The following is a 15,906-nucleotide window of genomic DNA, read 5'->3' as shown; positions in this document are numbered from 1 at the left end:
GCGCTGTCCCGGGGACGATTTCCGCCGACTCACGGCGGCGTCCAGTCGTACCCGTCGACCCACCAGGCGATGTAGCACCACCCGATCTGACCCAGGATGCCGAGCACGACGAGCGAGATGCGCCACGCGGGATGCCGCGGCACGGCGAACGCCCCGAGCGCCGGCGCCATCGGCATGAGCACCCGGAAGGTGCTCGACTGTGGGAAGAACACCGCGAGCAGGTAGAGCCCGTAGGCCGCGATCCAGAGCCGCAGATCGACGCCGATCCGACGCGCCCAAGGCGAGAACAGCAACGCGGCGACGACCGCGACGAGCAGCACGAGTCCGATGCAGCCGAGGACGAGAGATGCCGGGAACGGCACATGGATCCAGCGCAGCCACCAGTCGGCGCCCTCGATCCATCCCTGGAACGGCACGAGCTCGTCGTAGTGCCCCAAATAGAGCACCCGCCAGGACAGCTCGGTGTCGGTGTAGGCGGCGCGGTCACCCGTCACCGCCCCCGCGATGAGCGGCCAGACGACCCCGACCGCGAAGCTGGCGAGCCCGGCGACCGCGATCCGGAGCAGATCCCCGACGGTCAGCGGATCCCGTAGGCGGGTGATGAACCGGTGGATCAGGTGGAACAGGAGCAGGGCCGCGAATGCGATCGCTCCCGGCCGGGTGAAGCCCAGCACGACGACGACCGGGATGAGCAGCAGGTACCGCCGGTCGAGCAGCAGCAGGAGCGCGAGGAACAGGAAGAACAGCCCCATGGACTCCGCGTAGGCGACCTGCAGGATCGGCGACAGCGGCGCCGTGCAGAACAGCACGGTCGCGAAGAGCGCCGTGCCGTCGGGCAGGCGGCGCGCCATGAGCCGGAAGAACAGGAGCGCCGCGCCCGCCGCGAACGCGACGGACACGACGACGGCGAGGACCTCCCACGATCCCCCGGCGCCCATCAGGGTCCGCACCACCGCCGGGTAGGCCGGGAGGAACGCCCAGGCGTTCTGCTGCACGTGGCCGTCGGAGCCGATGGGCAGGGTCGTCGGATATCCCGAGACGGCGACGATGTGATACCAGTTGCCGTCCCAGATGGAGGCGAAGGCGAAGTAGTCGGGGTGCGGTCCGGTCCACGGGTTCTGCTGCTGCGCGGCCGCGAACGCGAGCAGGATGACCGTGGTCACGACGCGCGAGGCCGCGAAGACGAGCAGCACCCGCGCCCACCACGGCCAGCCCGCGGCGCGGCGGAGGAGGGTCCGCGCCGGGGCGGCGGCGGGCTCCGCGGTCACGCGCCGGTCAGCCACGCCCGCAGGCCGCGCTCGCAGCGCTCGAGCTGCTCGAGCGGAACCCGCTCGTCGTCCGCGTGCGCGAGCGAGGGGTCACCCGGCCCGTAGTTGACGGCCGGGATGCCGAGGGCCGCGAACCGCGCGACGTCGGTCCAGCCGTACTTCGGTCGCGCCTGCCCGCCCACCGCCGCAACGAAGGCCTGCGCGAGCGGCGCGTCGAGCCCGGGCCGGGCTCCCTCGGCCAGGTCGGTGACGACGACCTCCGCCTCCGGCGCCGCGGCGGCGATGACCCCGCGCACGTACGTCTCCGCCTCCGCGGCGTCCCGGCTCGGGGCGAAGCGGTAGTTGACCTCCACGACGCACTCGTCGGGGATGACGTTGCCCGCGACGCCCCCGCGGACGCCGACCGCGTTCAGGCCCTCGCGGTAGCGCAGCCCGTCGACCTCGATCTCGGCGGGCTCGTGCGCCGCGCGGGCGGCGAGCACCGGTGCGGCGGCGTGAATCGCGTTCTCGCCCATCCAGGCCCGCGCCGAATGGGCGCGACGGCCGCGGAGAGTGACGTCGGCGCGGAGGGTGCCGTTGCAGCCCCCCTCGACCTCCCCGTTCGACGGCTCCCCCAGGATCGCGAAGTCGGCCGCGAGCAGCTCCGGCCGGGAGCGTGCGAGGCGGCCCAGGCCGTTGAGGTCGGAGGAGACCTCCTCGTGGTCGTAGAAGACCCAGGTGACGTCGACGCCCGGGTCGGCGAGCTCGACCGCGAGCTTGAGGAGGACCGCGACGCCGCCCTTCATGTCGACCGTCCCGCGACCGACGAGCTCGTCGCCCTCGAGGCGGGACGGCACATTGCCGTTGATCGGGACCGTGTCGAGATGCCCGGCGATGACCGCGCGGCGCTCGCGGCCGAGCGTCGTGCGCGCGACGATCGCGTCGCCGTCGCGCAGCACCTCGAGGTGGCCGGCGGCGCGCAGGGCCGCCTCGACCGCGTCGGCGATGGCGGCCTCGTCGCCCGAGACGGAGGGGATGTCGACCAGGGCCCGCGTGATCTCGGCCACCGGGGCCGCGGGGTCGAGGGCGGGCATGGCCGTCATGCTATCCCGGCTAACCTGGCCCCATGACCGCCGCCTGGGGCCACGGCCTCGCCACCGTCGCGTCCGATGGCACCGTGCTCGACGCCTGGTACCCGGCCCCGCGCCTCGGGGGCGCGCCGGACGCGTTCCCCGACGACCTCGCGGCCGAGACCGGGCCCGACGAGCTCCGTGACGTGCGGATCGAGCCGATCACGATGTCCGTCGACACCGATGAGGCGTCGATCTCGACCGCCGACGCCTACCTCCGACTGCACCTGCTCTCGCACCTGCTCGTGCGGCCGAACGGGGTCAACCTCGACGGGCTGATGGGCCACCTGCCGATCGTCGTCTGGACGAACACCGGCCCCGTGCTCCCGGCGACGTTCGCGGCGCGGCGGCGCGCCCTGCAGCGGGCCGGCGTGACCGCGAAGGGCTACGACCGGATCCCGTTCCTGCTCGACTACGTCGTCCCGGAGCGGGTGCGCATCGCGGATGCCTCACGCGTGCGGCTCGGGGCGCACCTCGCACCGGGCACGACGGTGATGCAGGAGGGCTTCGTCCACTTCAACGCCGGCACGCTCGGGACCTCGATGGTCGAGGGACGGATCTCCGCCGGCGTCGTCGTCGGCGAGGGCTCCGACGTCGGCGGCGGCGCCTCCATCATGGGCACCCTGTCGGGCGGCGGAACGCAGCGGATCGTGATCGGCCAGCGGGTGCTGCTCGGGGCGAACTCCGGCGTGGGAATCTCGATCGGCGACGATGGGATCGTGGAGGCCGGCCTCTACGTGACCGCCGGCACGCGCGTGACCGTGCTCGGCGACGGCGAGCCGCGCGTCGTGAAGGCGCTCGAGCTGAGTGGCGTTCCCGGCCTCCTCCTCCGCCGCAACTCGACGACCGGCGCCGTGGAGGCCCTCCCCCGCACCGGCGGCCGCGTCGCGCTCAACCCGTCCCTCCACCCGTAACCCCGAGGGACGCGGTCCCGTCCCTCCCCCGCTCCGCTGCCATTTGTCGCACGCGCGGCGGCACTCACCGACGCGGACGCGACGAATCGGCGCGCACTCCCGCGCCCATCAGAAGCCGGCGCAGGTCCGGAACGGATCGCGCCGTCGCCCAGCCCCATCGGACGACGCGCGGGCCGAGCGCTCGCATCCGGTCTTCGCGACGCTTCTCAGCGATCACGATCTCCTCGGGTGGACGTCCGCGTCCGGCCAGGTCTCGCCGGTACTTCCCCAGACCGTCGAACTCCCCGATCACACCCGAATCCGGCCACCAGAAGTCGGCGAACCCGACGAGGCCGCGATCGTCGTCGAAGCGCGCCTGCAATACGGGCGCCGCCAGGCCCACGCGGTGGATCGCGAGCCGGCTCAGCGATTCGCCGACCGACTCCGCGCGACCGTCCCCGAATCCGAGCGCGAATCCGACTCGTCGGGGTGCATGTTGCACCGGAACGGCGGCCAGGTCGTCCGGCCGCACGGCAGCCGAGTCCCGGGCGCGACCACCCAGCGCAGCGTCGATCACGGGGATCGACACCGCCGCGTCGAATCGGTCGGCGACGTTCACGATCGTCTCGACGAGCGGTGTGACCCACAAGCCGTCGAGCTCTACGGGGTCATTCCGACTCCGAACACCGAAGCGCGTCGTCGATTGCGACGAACGACCCCCGGTCGTCGGCCGCACGATCGTCTGCGGCGCCTGCGGCACGTCCACCAGCGGGAGACCCCAGAGAAGCGCAGCCGTCAGGTGGGAGAAGATCGCGCCCGGGTCGAGAGTCGCAGCCGCGCGCGCTCGCGCCAGGTGTCGAGCCTCGGAGTCCAGCCCCCGCCAGGCCGCGGACTCGATGTAGATGCCGGGCCGCACTCGAATCCACGCACCCCGTGACGCGGCGCGGTAGAAGGCGGACCGCTCCCCCGGCAGTGTGAGGCGCGACGTGAGGACGAGGTCCCGGTCGGGAATGACGATCGACGGCATCCGGCGATGATGCCCGCGGCCGAAGCGTCTGCCGGTCGTCGGGCCGGTGGCGGAGGAGGGCTCGCAGCACCGTCCGTCTGTGGACGAGCGCTCGATCCCGTTGCATGTCGCCGCCGAAATGTCAGCGCCGGTGCGACTAGTCGCACCGGTGACGGTGCGGGCGGAAGGGGAGGCGCGTCAGCGGGTGGTGGGCCAGGGGCGGGCGGCGGGGCCCGTGTAGACCTGCTGGGGACGGCCGATCTTCGTGGACGGGTCGTCGTTCGCCTCGCGCCACTGCGCGATCCAACCGGGCAGGCGGCCGATCGCGAACAGCACCGTGAAGGTCCGCATCGGGAAGCCCATCGCCTTGTAGATGACGCCGGTGTAGAAGTCGACGTTCGGATAGAGCTTGCGGTCGACGAAGTAGGAGTCGGCAAGCGCCGTCTCCTCGAGCTCCTTCGCGATGTCGAGCAGCGGGTCGCTGACGCCCAGGTCCTTGAGGACCTCGTCGGCGCTCTCCTTGACGAGCTTCGCGCGCGGGTCGAAGTTCTTGTAGACACGGTGCCCGAAGCCCATGAGCTTTACCCCGCGCTCCTTGTTCTTCACCCGGTCGATGAACTTCTGCACGCCCTCGCCAGAGTCGCGGATCTCCGCGAGCATCTTCAGCACGGCCTCGTTCGCACCGCCGTGCAGCGGCCCGGAGAGCGCGTGGATACCGGCCGAGATCGACGCGAAGATATTCGCCTCCGTCGACCCGACGAGCCGCACGGTCGAGGTCGACGCGTTCTGCTCGTGGTCCTCATGGAGGATCAGCAGCCGGTCGAGCGCCTTCACGAGCACGGGGTTGATCTCGTACTCCTCGGCGTAGGTGCCGAAGTTCAGCTTGAGGAAGTTCTCGACGAAGGACAGCGAGTTGTCCGGGTAGAGGAACGCCTGCCCCAGCGCCTTCTTGTGCGCGTACGCCGCGATGACGGGGAGCTTGGCGAGCAGTCGGATCGTGGAGATCTCGACCGCATCGGGGTCGTGCGGGTCGAGGGAGTCCTCGTAGTAGGTGGACAGGGCCGAGACCGCCGCCGACAGCACCGACATCGGGTGCGCCGTGTGCGGCAGCGCCGAGAAGAACTGCTTGAGGTCCTCGTGGAGGAGCGTGTGCCGGCGGATCTTCTCGTCGAACTCCGCGAGCTCGGAGGCGCTCGGCAGCTCCCCGTAGATCAGGAGCCAGGCGACCTCGAGGTACGTCGAGTTCTGCGCCAGGTCGGCGATGTCGTAGCCGCGGTAGCGCAGGATGCCCGCGTCGCCGTCGATGTAGGTGATCGCGCTCTTCGTCGCCGCGGTGTTGACGAACCCGGGGTCGTAGAAGGTCAGCCCGGTCTGCCTGGTGAAGGCGGACCCGTCGGCGGCGCTCTTGCCGTCGACAGCGGGGATGATGGGGAAGTCGGCCCGGGTCTCCTCGTGGGAGAACGTGACCTTGTCGGAGGCTCCGGTGTCGCTCACGTTTACAGCCTAGGGCGCTGTCGCGACCATCGTTGACCTCGCCAAGGACGACGATCAGGGGTTGGAGGAAGCCTCCAGCCGGGCGGCGGCGGCCGCGATCCGCTCATCGGCGGCCGTGAGAGCGATCCGCACGTGCTCGCGCCCGGCCTCGCCGTAGAAGGCGCCGGGGGCGACCACGATGCCCAGCCCGGCGAGCCGGTCGACGCTCGCCCAGGAGTCCTCGCCGCGGGTCGCCCAGAGGTAGAGCCCGGCCGTGCTCTCGTCGATGCGGAAGCCCGCGCGCGCGAGAGCCGGCAGCAGCGTCGCCCGACGGGCGCGATAGCGCTCCTTCTGCGCCGCGACGTCGGCGTCGCCCTCCGGGGAGAGCGCGGCGGTCATGGCACGCTGCACGGGCAGCGGCGGGATGAGCCCCGCGTGCTTGCGCACCTCGAGCAGCTCGGCGATCAGGTCGCCGCAGCCCGCGACGAACGCGGCGCGGTAGCCGGCGAGGTTCGACTGCTTGGAGAGCGAGTACACCGAGAGCGTGAGGCGACGGCTGTCGCCGATCACCTCGGGGTCGAGGATCGAGGGAGCCGGCCGGTCGTCGGCCCAGTTCAGCTCGGCGTAGCACTCGTCGTTCGCGATGACGGCGCCGATCTCGCGCGCGCGGGCGACCGCCCGGCGCAGGAACGCGACGTCGAGCACCTGCCCGTCGGGGTTGCGCGGCGAGTTGAGCCAGACCAGGCGCGTGCCCGTCGGCCACTCGTCGGGGTCGTCGGCCGCCACCGGGGTCGCCCCCGCGATCCGCGCGCCCACCTCGTAGGTCGGGTAGGCCCGCGTCGGGTGCACGACGACGTCGCCCGCGCCGACGCCGAGCAGCGTCGGCAGCATGGCCACGAGCTCCTTCGAGCCGATGGTCGGGAGCGTGTTGCGCGGCTCGAGGCTCACGCCACGACGTCGGCCGTACCAGTCGGCGATCGCCTGCCGCAACTCCGGGGTGCCGGAGGTCTGCGGGTAGGCCGGGGCGTCGGTGGCCTCGGCGAGGGCGCGGCGCACAAGCTCCGGCGTCGGGTCGACGGGCGATCCGACCGCGAGGTCGACGACGCCATCCGGATGCTGCGCGGCGCGCTCGCGGAACGGGACCAGCCGGTCCCACGGGAAGTCGGGGAGGGCGAGCGCCACGGCCTCAGTGACCCTGAGGCGGGACGGCCTTCACGACGGGGTGGTCACCGGCGATCACGCCGACCTTGGCGGCGCCGCCCGGGGAGCCGATGCCGACCTCGTCGAAGAACTCGACATTGGCGGTGTAGTAGTCCTTCCACTGCTCCGGGAGGTCGTCCTCGTAGAAGATCGCCTCGACCGGGCAGACCGGCTCGCACGCACCGCAGTCGACGCACTCGTCGGGGTGGATGTAGAGCATCCGATCGCCCTCGTAGATGCAGTCGACGGGGCATTCGTCGATGCAGGCGCGGTCCTTCACATCGACGCAGGGCAGGGCGATGACGTACGTCACGATTCCATCCTAGGCGCGCGCGGAGGCCCTCCCCCGCCACGGCACCGCGAGCACGACGACGGCCAGGACGACGGGCGCGACGGCCCAGATCCAGCCCGCCGGCCCGTCCAGGCGGAGGATCGGCGCCCCCGCTCCGGGAAGGGCGAGGAGCGCCCCGGCGACCACGAATCCGACCGCCGCGGCCGCGGCGACGATCCGGCTGGCGAACACGAGCCGGAAGCCCGCGACGAGGCACACGAGGATCGCCAGACCGGCGACGAGGCCCCACGGCGCCCACTGCGCGTGGGCGAACGTCGCGAGCAGGCCGACGACACCGCCGATGACGAGCGCGAACACGCTCGCGATCACCGTCGATCCCGGGCCCATCCGCTCGATGTCCTCAACCGGATCCGTCTCGCTCATGCCGCCTCCTCGCTGGACACGATAGCCGCGGCGGTCTACAGTCGAACGGCGGTAAGGATAGCCTTACCGAACCCCCTCACCCTCTGGACATCTCCCGTGCTCGCGACCCTCGTCATCGGCCTCCGCGAAGGCCTGGAGGCGGCGCTGATCGTCGGCATCATCGCCGCGTTCCTGCGCCGCAACGGGCGCTCACTCGCCCCCATGTGGGTGGGAGTCGGCGCCGCCCTCATCCTCAGCGTGGCTGTCGGCGTGATCCTGCGCGTCGTCGAGCAGTCGCTCCCCCAGGCCGCCCAGGAGGGCATGGAGTCGATCATCGGCCTCGTCGCCGTGTTCTTCGTGACGACGATGATCGTCTGGATGGCGCATCACGCGCGCGGCATGAAGAAGGAGCTTGAGGCGGTGGCCGGTGACGCCCTGCGCGAGGGCACCGCCTGGGCGCTCGCCGGCATGGCCTTCCTCGCGGTGCTCAAGGAGGGCTTCGAGACGAGCGTCTTCCTGCTCGCCACGTTCCAGGCCTCCACCGACTCCGGGCTCGCCGGGCTGGGCGCCGTGCTCGGCATCCTCGCCGCCGCAGCGATCGGCGTGGGGATCTACGTGGGGGGCGTCAAGCTCGACCTCGGCCGCTTCTTCCGCTACACGGGCGTCTTCCTCCTCCTGGTCGCAGCCGGTCTCGTGCTCAGCACGTTGCACACGGCGCACGAGGCCGGTTGGATCGTCGCCGGCCAGCAGCGCACCATCGACCTGTCGTGGCTCGCGCCGAACGGCTCGGTGCAGGCGGCCCTCCTCACCGGCGTGCTCGGCATCCCGGCCGACCCGCGCCTCATCGAGGTCGTTGGGTGGTTCGCGTACCTGATCCCCATGGCGCTGTTCATGTTCTGGCCGCAGCGCCGGCGCCCGAGCGGTCGGACCGTGCCGCGGCTGCAGCTCGGCGTCGCGGCGGGCCTTGCCGTCGTGGCGATCGTCGCCGCAGCGGGCGCTCCCGCGCTCCTGCAGCCCGCGAACCGTCCGCTCGCCCTCGCGGGTGGCGGGCAGGTCCGGCTCGTCGGGGACAGGGTGGTGGCGACCACGGGCGACGGGACGACGGAGCGGTTCACCGTCGACTCGACGGATGCGGCCGCCGGCGGCGGCATCACCACCGCGAGCCGAAAGTCGACCGACCCCGTCGACGGCCCCGCCACGATCACTGCGGCCGAGCTCGCCACCGCGAACGGCGGGCGGATCCCCGTCGGCATCGACTCGCAGCGCGCTCCGGGCCCCTACACCGCGACCTGGAACGCGGCGACGACCCGCACGGTGTCGTTCGCCGACGGCGTCCTGCTCGACGCGCGGCAGCAGCAGACCCGCCTCGTCACCGTCTCGGGCGGCGGCCTCCGCTCGCCGCGCACCGTCTCGGTCGCGGGCGGGGTCTCGTGGCAGGTCGCCGACGCCGCCGCGGCCGACGCGCAGGCCGCCCGCACCGCCGCCGCGGCGGAGCAGCGGCTCTGGGGAGTCCAGCTTCCCGCCGCGCTCGTCGTCGCGGCCCTCATCCTGGCGGCCTTCGCGCTGCGCTCCCGACTCCGGCTCCGGCGCGAGGGCGCCCCGGCCGCCGGACCCGCCCGCATCATCACCCCCACGGCACAGAACGGCACAGAAGCACATGCGATCCACTAAGACCCTCGCGGTCGTCTCGGGAGCCGGCGCCCTCGCCTTCGCCCTCCTCCTGTCCGGCTGCTCGACCACGGGGGCCGGCAGCGCGACGACGTCGAAGAACGGCGCCGCACAGGTGAAGGTCACGCTGACGAGCGACGGCGGCACGGACGCCTGCAAGCTCGACGCCACGACCGCCGCGGCGGGCCCGGTCACCTTCACGGTCGCCAACGAGAGCTCCACGGCCATCACCGAGATCGAGCTGCTCAGCGATCAGAAGATCATCGGCGAGAAGGAGAACCTCGCCCCGGGCCTCACGCCGTCCCGGCTGACCCTGACACTCGGCGGCGGCACCTACCAGGTGTACTGCCCGGGTGCCGAGAAGGAGCTGCAGGACTTCACCGTCACGGGCAAGGCCGCGGCCTCGCCGACCGGCAGCATCTCGAGCATCCTGCAGAAGGGCACCGACGGCTACCGCGACTACGTCGCGGGCGTGCTCGCCGACATGACGACCGCGGTCGGCTCGCTGCAGACCGCCGTCGACGCCGGGGACGTCGCGGGCGCCCAGCGCGCGTACGCCCTCGCCCGGCCGTTCTACGAGAAGGTGGAGTCGGACGTCGACGGCTTCCTGCTCCCGGGCGCCGACCCGACCAGCAACGCGGGCAACCTCGACTACCTCGTCGACATGCGCGCGTCGAACCTCGACCCGGCGGTCGGCTGGAGCGGCTTCCACGCCATCGAGCGCGACCTCTGGACCACCGGGATCACCGACCAGACCAAGAAGTACGCCGCCGATCTGGTGACGAATGTCGCCCAGCTCGCGAAGCTCGCGAAGGGCATCGACTACAAGCCGGAGGACCTCGCCAACGGCGCCGCCGGCCTCCTCGAGGAGGTCCAGTCGGGCAAGATCACCGGCGAGGAGGAGCTCTACAGCCACACCGACATCAGCGACTTCGCCGCCAACGTCGAGGGGGCGCAGCAGGCGTTCGCCTACCTGCAGCCGGGGCTCGCGAAGATCGATGCCGGGCTGACGAAGCAGGTGTCTGCGCAGTTCGACAAGGTGAACGCGGCGCTCGACGCCTACCGCGACCCGAGCGTCCCCGGCGGGTACCGGATCTACACGGACGAGGTCCGCGCGGCCGACGCGGCGAACCTCAGCCGCATCGTCCAGTCGCTGCAGACCCCGCTGTCGAAGATCGCGGAGAAGGTCGCCACGGCGTGACCGCCGGTCCTGACGACGGCGAGCGCGTTGCGCCCACGAAGCGCGGCCTCTCGCGGAGGGCGCTCCTGCTCGGCGCGGCGGGCGGCGGCCTCGCCGTGGGCGCCGCGGCGGGCGTCGGCGGCGCGACGATCGCACGCGCGGTGCAGGGCGGCGACGAGGAGATCATCGACCTCACCCGCAGCTTCCCCTTCTACGACCAGGCGCACCAGGCCGGCATCCAGACGCCGCCGCAGCGCTACACGGTCTTCATGACCTTCGACCTCGCGAGCGACTCACGCCAGGACCTCCAGGTGCTGCTCGCGCGCTGGTCCGGCGCCATCGCGCAGCTCATGGCCGGGCGGACCATCGGCCAGGTGCAGCCGGCCCGCGCCGATGCGGTCGCCCCCGACACGGGCGAGGCGCTGGACCTCGCCCCCGCCGGCCTGACCGTCACCGTCGGCCTCGGCCCGGGTGTGTTCGATCACCGCTTCGGGCTGGCGAGCCGCCGCCCGGCGCACCTCCGACCGCTGCCGGAGCTGCCGAGCGACAAGCTGCAGGACGGCCTCAGCGGCGGCGACCTGTCGATCCAGGCATGCGCCGACGACCCGCAGGTGGCTTACCACGCGGTCCGGGATCTCGCGCGGATGGCGCAGCCGACCGCCTCGACGCGGTGGACCGTGCTGGGCTTCGGTCGCGCCTCGGCCGGCACGGGCCAGAAGACGCCGCGCAACCTGCTCGGCTTCAAGGACGGCACGCGCAACATCGTCGAGGAGTCGGACTTTCAGCGCTTCGTCTGGGTCGACGACGACGTCGCGTGGACCCGCGGCGGCAGCTACCAGGTCGTGCGGAAGATCCAGATGAACATCGAGAACTGGGACTCGGACGCGATCGGCGACCAGCAGAAGGTGTTCGGCCGGGGCAAGGTGGAGGGCGAACCGCTCACCGGGCGCGCCGAACACGACACCCCCGACTTCGCGAAGAAGAACGCGCAGGGCGAGCTCGTCATCCCGGACACCTCGCACGTCGCCCTCGCGGCGCACGAGAACAACGGCGGCGTGAAGATCCTGAGGCGCGGCTACAACTACACCGACGGCATCAACCAGTTCGGGCTGCTCGACGCGGGGCTGCTGTTCGTCTCGTACCAGAACGATCCGGCGCACTTCGTCACGCTGCAGAGCCGCCTCGGCCGCTCCGACCGTCTCAACGAGTACATCTCGCACATCGGCTCGGGGCTGTTCTTCGTGCCGCCCGCGCCTCGGCGGGGCGGCTATCTGGCGGAGAAGCTGTTCTGAGCGCGGCGGCAGACTACTTGCCGGCCTCGGGCGACGTGACCGTGTAGTTCGCGACCCAGCCGGTCTTGTCGTCGGTCTTCGTGATGACGACGGCGACGTTCCACTTCTCGCTCGTGAACGTCAGGAACGTGCCGGAGTCGGTGGACGCCGTGGCGTCGGTCTTGGCCGTGAATCCGGCGCCGGTCAGCTGGGTCGTGATCTGGTCGGCCGCCTCCTGGCCGGAGACCTTGACCGTCGCGTTGAAGACCTGGTCCCTGCCGGTGCCGAGCGCGGCGCCGGTGACGATCTCGCCCGTGATCACCGGAACGTCGGACGGCCACGACTTCGGGAGCGCCCCGGTGCCGACGCTCATGCCGGGCACCGAGACGCCATGGCTGCCGCCGGGATGCGGGATGAGGCTGCATCCGGCCAGGAGCGGCGCGGCGAACGTGAGCGACGCGACGAGCGCGACGACGGCGGTGCGGCGGTGGAGCGCGGTCATGGCATCCCCTGGTGTCGGGCGGACGTGCTGCGGACGGGCCACAGCGTAGCGCGCGCCCGCGGACACGAGCGGGGTCCAACGACCCTCGCTAGGCGGGCTGCGACGCCTTCTTGGCGCGGCTGGCCGCACGCGCGCGCTGCGTCTGGTCGAGCTCCACCTTCCGGATCCGCACGACCTCGGGGGTCACCTCGACGCACTCGTCCTCACGGGCGAACTCGAGGCACTCCTCGAGCGTCAGCTCGCGCGACGGGGTCATCTTCTCGAAGTTGTCCGACGTGGAGGAGCGGATGTTGGTGAGCTGCTTCTCCTTGGTGATGTTGACGTCCATGTCGTCGGCGCGCGAGTTCTCGCCGATCACCATGCCCTCGTAGACCTCCTGCGTCGGCTTCACGAAGAACGACATGCGCTCCTGCAGGGCGACGATCGCGTTCGGCGTGACGACCCCGGCGCGGTCGGCGACGATCGAGCCGTTGACACGGGTCGTGATCTGGCCGGCCCACGGCTTGTAGCCGTCCGAGATCGCGTTCGCGATGCCGGTGCCGCGGGTGATGGTGAGGAACTCGGTGCGGAACCCGATGAGACCGCGCGACGGCACCGTGAACTCCATCCGCACCCACCCGGTGCCGTGGTTCGACATGTTGCCCATCTGACCCTTGCGGGCGGCCATCAGCTGCGTGATCGCCCCGAGGAACTCCTCCGGGGCGTCGATCGTCAGGTGCTCGTAGGGCTCGTGCAGCTTGCCGTCGATGGTGCGGGTGACGACCTGCGGCTTGCCGACGGTGAGCTCGAAGCCCTCGCGCCGCATGTTCTCGACGAGGATCGCGAGGGCCAGCTCGCCGCGGCCCTGCACCTCCCATGCGTCGGGGCGCCCGATGTCCTGCACGCGCAGCGACACGTTGCCGACGAGTTCGCGGTCGAGACGGTCCTTGACCATGCGCGCCGTGAGCTTGTGGCCCTTGACCTTGCCGACCAGCGGCGAGGTGTTGGTGCCGATCGTCATCGAGATGGCGGGCTCGTCGACCTCGATCGCCGGCAGCGGGCGGATGTCGTCGGGGTCGGCGATCGTCTCGCCGATCATGATGTCCTCGATGCCCGCGACGGCGACGATGTCGCCCGCGTGGGCCTCCTCGGCGGGGTAGCGCTCGAGCGCGCGGGTCTTGAGCAGCTCGGTGATGCGCACGTTGGCGGTGCCGCCGTCGAGGTGCACCCGCGCGACGGTCTGGCCCTTCTTCAGCGTGCCGGCGAACACGCGCAGGAGGGCGATGCGGCCGAGGAACGGCGACGCGTCGAGGTTGGTGACCCACGCCTGCAGCGGCGCCTCGTCGTCGTAGCGCGGGGCCGGCACATGCGTGAGGATCGCGTCGAACAGCGGCTCGAGGTCGTCGTTGTCGGGCAGGGCGCCGTTCTCGGGCTTGTTCCAGCTCGCGGCGCCGTTGCGCCCGGACGCGTACACGACGGGCACGTCGAGCAGCGCGTCGACGTCGAGGTCCGGCACGTCGTCGACCAGGTCGGAGGCGAGGCCGAGCAGCAGGTCGTGGCTCTCCTCGACGACCTCGTCGATCCGCGCGTCCGGCCGGTCGGTCTTGTTGACGGCGATGATGACCGGGAGCTTCGCCTCGAGCGCCTTGCGCAGCACGAAGCGGGTCTGCGGCAGCGGACCCTCCGAGGCGTCGACGAGCAGCACCACGCCGTCGACCATGGAGAGGCCGCGCTCGACCTCGCCGCCGAAGTCGGCGTGCCCCGGGGTGTCGATGACGTTGATCGTCACCGGGCCGTTGGTCGCGTGCACGCCCTTGTACTCGATCGCCGTGTTCTTGGCGAGGATCGTGATGCCCTTCTCGCGCTCGAGGTCGTTCGAGTCCATCGCGCGCTCTTCGACGTGCGCGTGCTCGCCGAACGAACCGGTCTGGCGGAGCATGGCGTCGACGAGCGTCGTCTTGCCGTGGTCGACGTGGGCGACGATCGCGACGTTGCGCAGGTCATCGCGGATGGCCTGGGCCATGGCAGCACCTCGGGGGATGAAGAAGAAGGGAGTCGGCAGCCGGAGTCGGCGCCACCCCATGGTACCGGACGGCAGCCGGCGCGACCGGGTCGCGGTCGCGAAGAGCGGTCGCGAAGAGCGGTCGCGGGCTTCCGCGCGAGCGCCGGGCGGCCCGCCCGCTCGCCCCGGCCTCAGCCCGCCAGGAGGGCGTCGAGCATCGGCTCGATCGCTCCGACCGCGATCGAGAGGTGCCCCTCGCCGGGCAGCAGGTGGGCGTCGACGCCGGGGATGCGGTCCGCGAGCCAGACGCCGTGCGCGAACGGGACCATGAGGTCGACGTCGCCCTGCCACAGGCTGACCGGGACCTCGATCTCGTCGAGTCCGAAGCCCCAGGGCGCGAGGAACGCGAGGTCGTCGTCGAGCCAGCCGTCGACGCCGAGGCGCAGCCCCTCCGCCATGCCGCTCGCGAGGTCGACGCCGAGGTCCTCGTCCATCGCCGCCCGGTCGATCGCGGGCAGGATCGTCGAGAGCGACGCCGTGATCTCCGCCGGGGTCGCGTCCGCGAGCTCGGCGCGCTGCGCGTCGAGATAGGGGCGGAGCGCCTCCTCCCCGCGCAGCGCCGTGCCGAACTCCACGAGGTTCTCCTCGCCCATGCCCGTCAGGAACGCGTCGCCGAGGCCGTCGACGGGGCCGACGCCGGCGATCACGAGCGCCGAGCGCACGCCCGGCAGCCGCGCGGCGCACGCCAGGGCATGCGGGCCGCCGCCGGAGTGCCCGGCGATCACGCACTCGCTCGCGCCGAGCGCCGCGAGCACGGCCGCGGTGTCCGGGACGACATCGACCACCCGGCGACCCGCGTGGCGGTCGGAGGCGCCGTACCCGGCCCGGGATGCGGAGACGTAGCGGAGGCCGCGGGCATGCACGGCGCGCTCGAACGCCCGCGAATCGGGGAGGCCGGAGCCGGGGGTGCCGTGGTGGAAGACGAGCGGCAGCCCGTCGGCCGGCCCGCTCACGTAGACGTCGAGCGCGCGCCCGTCGTCGAGCCGGATCTGCTGGAACGTCATGCGGTCTCCCTCGTCTCTTCTTCCCGGCGTCGGATCATCACGAGCTCAGACGCCGATCGCGATCTCGACGATCACCGCCGCGATCAGCACGGCCCCGATCGCGAGCGGCACGACGTCCCACCGACGCGTCACCGGCGCGTCGCCCGGCTCCGCGTTCTCGCGGAAGCCCTCGAGCACGTGCACGTAGCGGTCGGGATCCGGGGGCGTGCGGGAGCGCCGGTCGAACATGCTGGCGACGTTGCCCGCGCGGCGCGGGGGTTGCACGCCCCACGCCTGCAGCGGCCGGCCCGAGGCGAAGTCGAGTTCCAGGCTGAAGCGCTGCCGGATCCGCACCACACGCGACCACGGCACCGTGTGCACGCGGCCGACGTTGACCACGACGATCTCGCGCTCGTCGTAGTGGACCGCCGGCCGGTAGAGGAACAGCCACAGGGCCCACCCCAGCAGGAGGGCGGGCGGCAGCACGAACCCGACGACGCGCCACTCCGCCATGACGAGCGGCGCCCCGACCAGCACGACGAGCACCGCCGCTCCCAGCCAGAACCCCAGGGCCGAGGACGACGAGCGGATCGTGTAGCGGTGCGGCTTCGCAGCCAT

Annotated in this window: 15 protein-coding genes; 4 read left to right on the top strand and 11 right to left on the bottom strand. The window is 71.9% G+C overall.

Annotation, left to right across the window (positions count from 1 at the left end; all coding sequences use genetic code 11):
* Positions 1-29: 29 nt before the first annotated feature.
* Both ACTHM3_RS04445 and dapE read right to left on the bottom strand, forming a co-directional pair.
* Positions 30-1,283, bottom strand: a complete 1,254-nt coding sequence (locus ACTHM3_RS04445; protein WP_440404885.1) for a hypothetical protein — start codon at positions 1,281-1,283, stop codon at positions 30-32.
* A complete protein-coding gene (gene dapE / locus ACTHM3_RS04440) occupies positions 1,265-2,341 on the bottom strand; it encodes a succinyl-diaminopimelate desuccinylase (protein ID WP_440404884.1) in 1,077 nt (358 codons plus the stop codon). Before dapE ends, ACTHM3_RS04445 begins: the two co-directional genes overlap by 19 nt.
* Before the next feature lie 32 nt (positions 2,342-2,373).
* Between dapE and ACTHM3_RS04435 the strand changes: the two genes are divergently transcribed.
* On the top strand, positions 2,374-3,291 hold the full coding sequence (locus ACTHM3_RS04435) for a DapH/DapD/GlmU-related protein (protein WP_440404883.1): 918 nt from the start codon (positions 2,374-2,376) through the stop codon (positions 3,289-3,291).
* A 64-nt stretch (positions 3,292-3,355) separates the two neighbouring features.
* Here the strand turns inward: ACTHM3_RS04435 and ACTHM3_RS04430 are convergent, their stop codons facing one another.
* The 5 genes from ACTHM3_RS04430 to ACTHM3_RS04410 all read right to left on the bottom strand — a co-directional run bounded on the left by ACTHM3_RS04430 (position 3,356) and on the right by ACTHM3_RS04410 (position 7,664).
* A complete protein-coding gene (locus ACTHM3_RS04430) occupies positions 3,356-3,919 on the bottom strand; it encodes a hypothetical protein (protein WP_440404882.1) in 564 nt (187 codons plus the stop codon).
* Positions 3,920-4,474: 555 nt separating this feature from the next.
* Complete coding sequence (locus ACTHM3_RS04425; protein WP_440404881.1) at positions 4,475-5,770, bottom strand: citrate synthase; 1,296 nt, start codon at positions 5,768-5,770, stop codon at positions 4,475-4,477.
* A 54-nt stretch (positions 5,771-5,824) separates the two neighbouring features.
* Positions 5,825-6,931 (bottom strand): succinyldiaminopimelate transaminase, encoded by a 1,107-nt coding sequence (dapC, locus tag ACTHM3_RS04420; RefSeq protein WP_440404880.1) that lies wholly within the window; start codon positions 6,929-6,931, stop codon positions 5,825-5,827.
* A gap of 4 nt (positions 6,932-6,935) precedes the next feature.
* A complete protein-coding gene (gene fdxA / locus ACTHM3_RS04415) occupies positions 6,936-7,262 on the bottom strand; it encodes a ferredoxin (RefSeq protein ID WP_440404879.1) in 327 nt (108 codons plus the stop codon).
* Positions 7,263-7,271: 9 nt separating this feature from the next.
* On the bottom strand, positions 7,272-7,664 hold the full coding sequence (locus ACTHM3_RS04410) for a hypothetical protein (protein ID WP_440404878.1): 393 nt from the start codon (positions 7,662-7,664) through the stop codon (positions 7,272-7,274).
* 96 nt (positions 7,665-7,760) lie between these two features.
* Here ACTHM3_RS04410 and efeU point away from each other — a divergent pair, with 96 nt between their 5' ends.
* From efeU to efeB, 3 genes are read left to right on the top strand one after another with little or no spacing between them, the layout of a single operon-like run.
* On the top strand, positions 7,761-9,314 hold the full coding sequence (efeU, locus tag ACTHM3_RS04405) for an iron uptake transporter permease EfeU (protein WP_440404877.1): 1,554 nt from the start codon (positions 7,761-7,763) through the stop codon (positions 9,312-9,314).
* Complete coding sequence (efeO, locus tag ACTHM3_RS04400; RefSeq protein ID WP_440404876.1) at positions 9,301-10,512, top strand: iron uptake system protein EfeO; 1,212 nt, start codon at positions 9,301-9,303, stop codon at positions 10,510-10,512. The genes efeU and efeO overlap by 14 nt, the downstream gene beginning before the upstream one ends.
* A complete protein-coding gene (gene efeB, locus ACTHM3_RS04395) occupies positions 10,509-11,783 on the top strand; it encodes an iron uptake transporter deferrochelatase/peroxidase subunit (RefSeq protein WP_440404875.1) in 1,275 nt (424 codons plus the stop codon). The genes efeO and efeB overlap by 4 nt, the downstream gene beginning before the upstream one ends.
* 13 nt (positions 11,784-11,796) lie before the next feature.
* On the opposite strand, the gene ACTHM3_RS04390 is transcribed toward efeB, so the two are convergent.
* The 4 genes from ACTHM3_RS04390 to ACTHM3_RS04375 form a co-directional block, all read right to left on the bottom strand.
* Complete coding sequence (locus tag ACTHM3_RS04390; RefSeq protein ID WP_440404874.1) at positions 11,797-12,264, bottom strand: hypothetical protein; 468 nt, start codon at positions 12,262-12,264, stop codon at positions 11,797-11,799.
* An 88-nt stretch (positions 12,265-12,352) separates the two neighbouring features.
* Complete coding sequence (gene typA / locus ACTHM3_RS04385) at positions 12,353-14,266, bottom strand: translational GTPase TypA (protein WP_440404873.1); 1,914 nt, start codon at positions 14,264-14,266, stop codon at positions 12,353-12,355.
* A 170-nt stretch (positions 14,267-14,436) separates the two neighbouring features.
* A complete protein-coding gene (locus ACTHM3_RS04380; RefSeq protein ID WP_440404872.1) occupies positions 14,437-15,309 on the bottom strand; it encodes an alpha/beta fold hydrolase in 873 nt (290 codons plus the stop codon).
* Positions 15,310-15,354: 45 nt separating this feature from the next.
* Complete coding sequence (locus tag ACTHM3_RS04375; RefSeq protein ID WP_440404871.1) at positions 15,355-15,906, bottom strand: PH domain-containing protein; 552 nt, start codon at positions 15,904-15,906, stop codon at positions 15,355-15,357.

The sequence above is a fragment of the Pseudolysinimonas sp. genome (genome assembly GCF_051954455.1).
Classification (GTDB): Bacteria; Actinomycetota; Actinomycetes; order Actinomycetales; family Microbacteriaceae; genus Pseudolysinimonas.
This window is presented reverse-complemented; position numbering and strand designations above follow the sequence as displayed.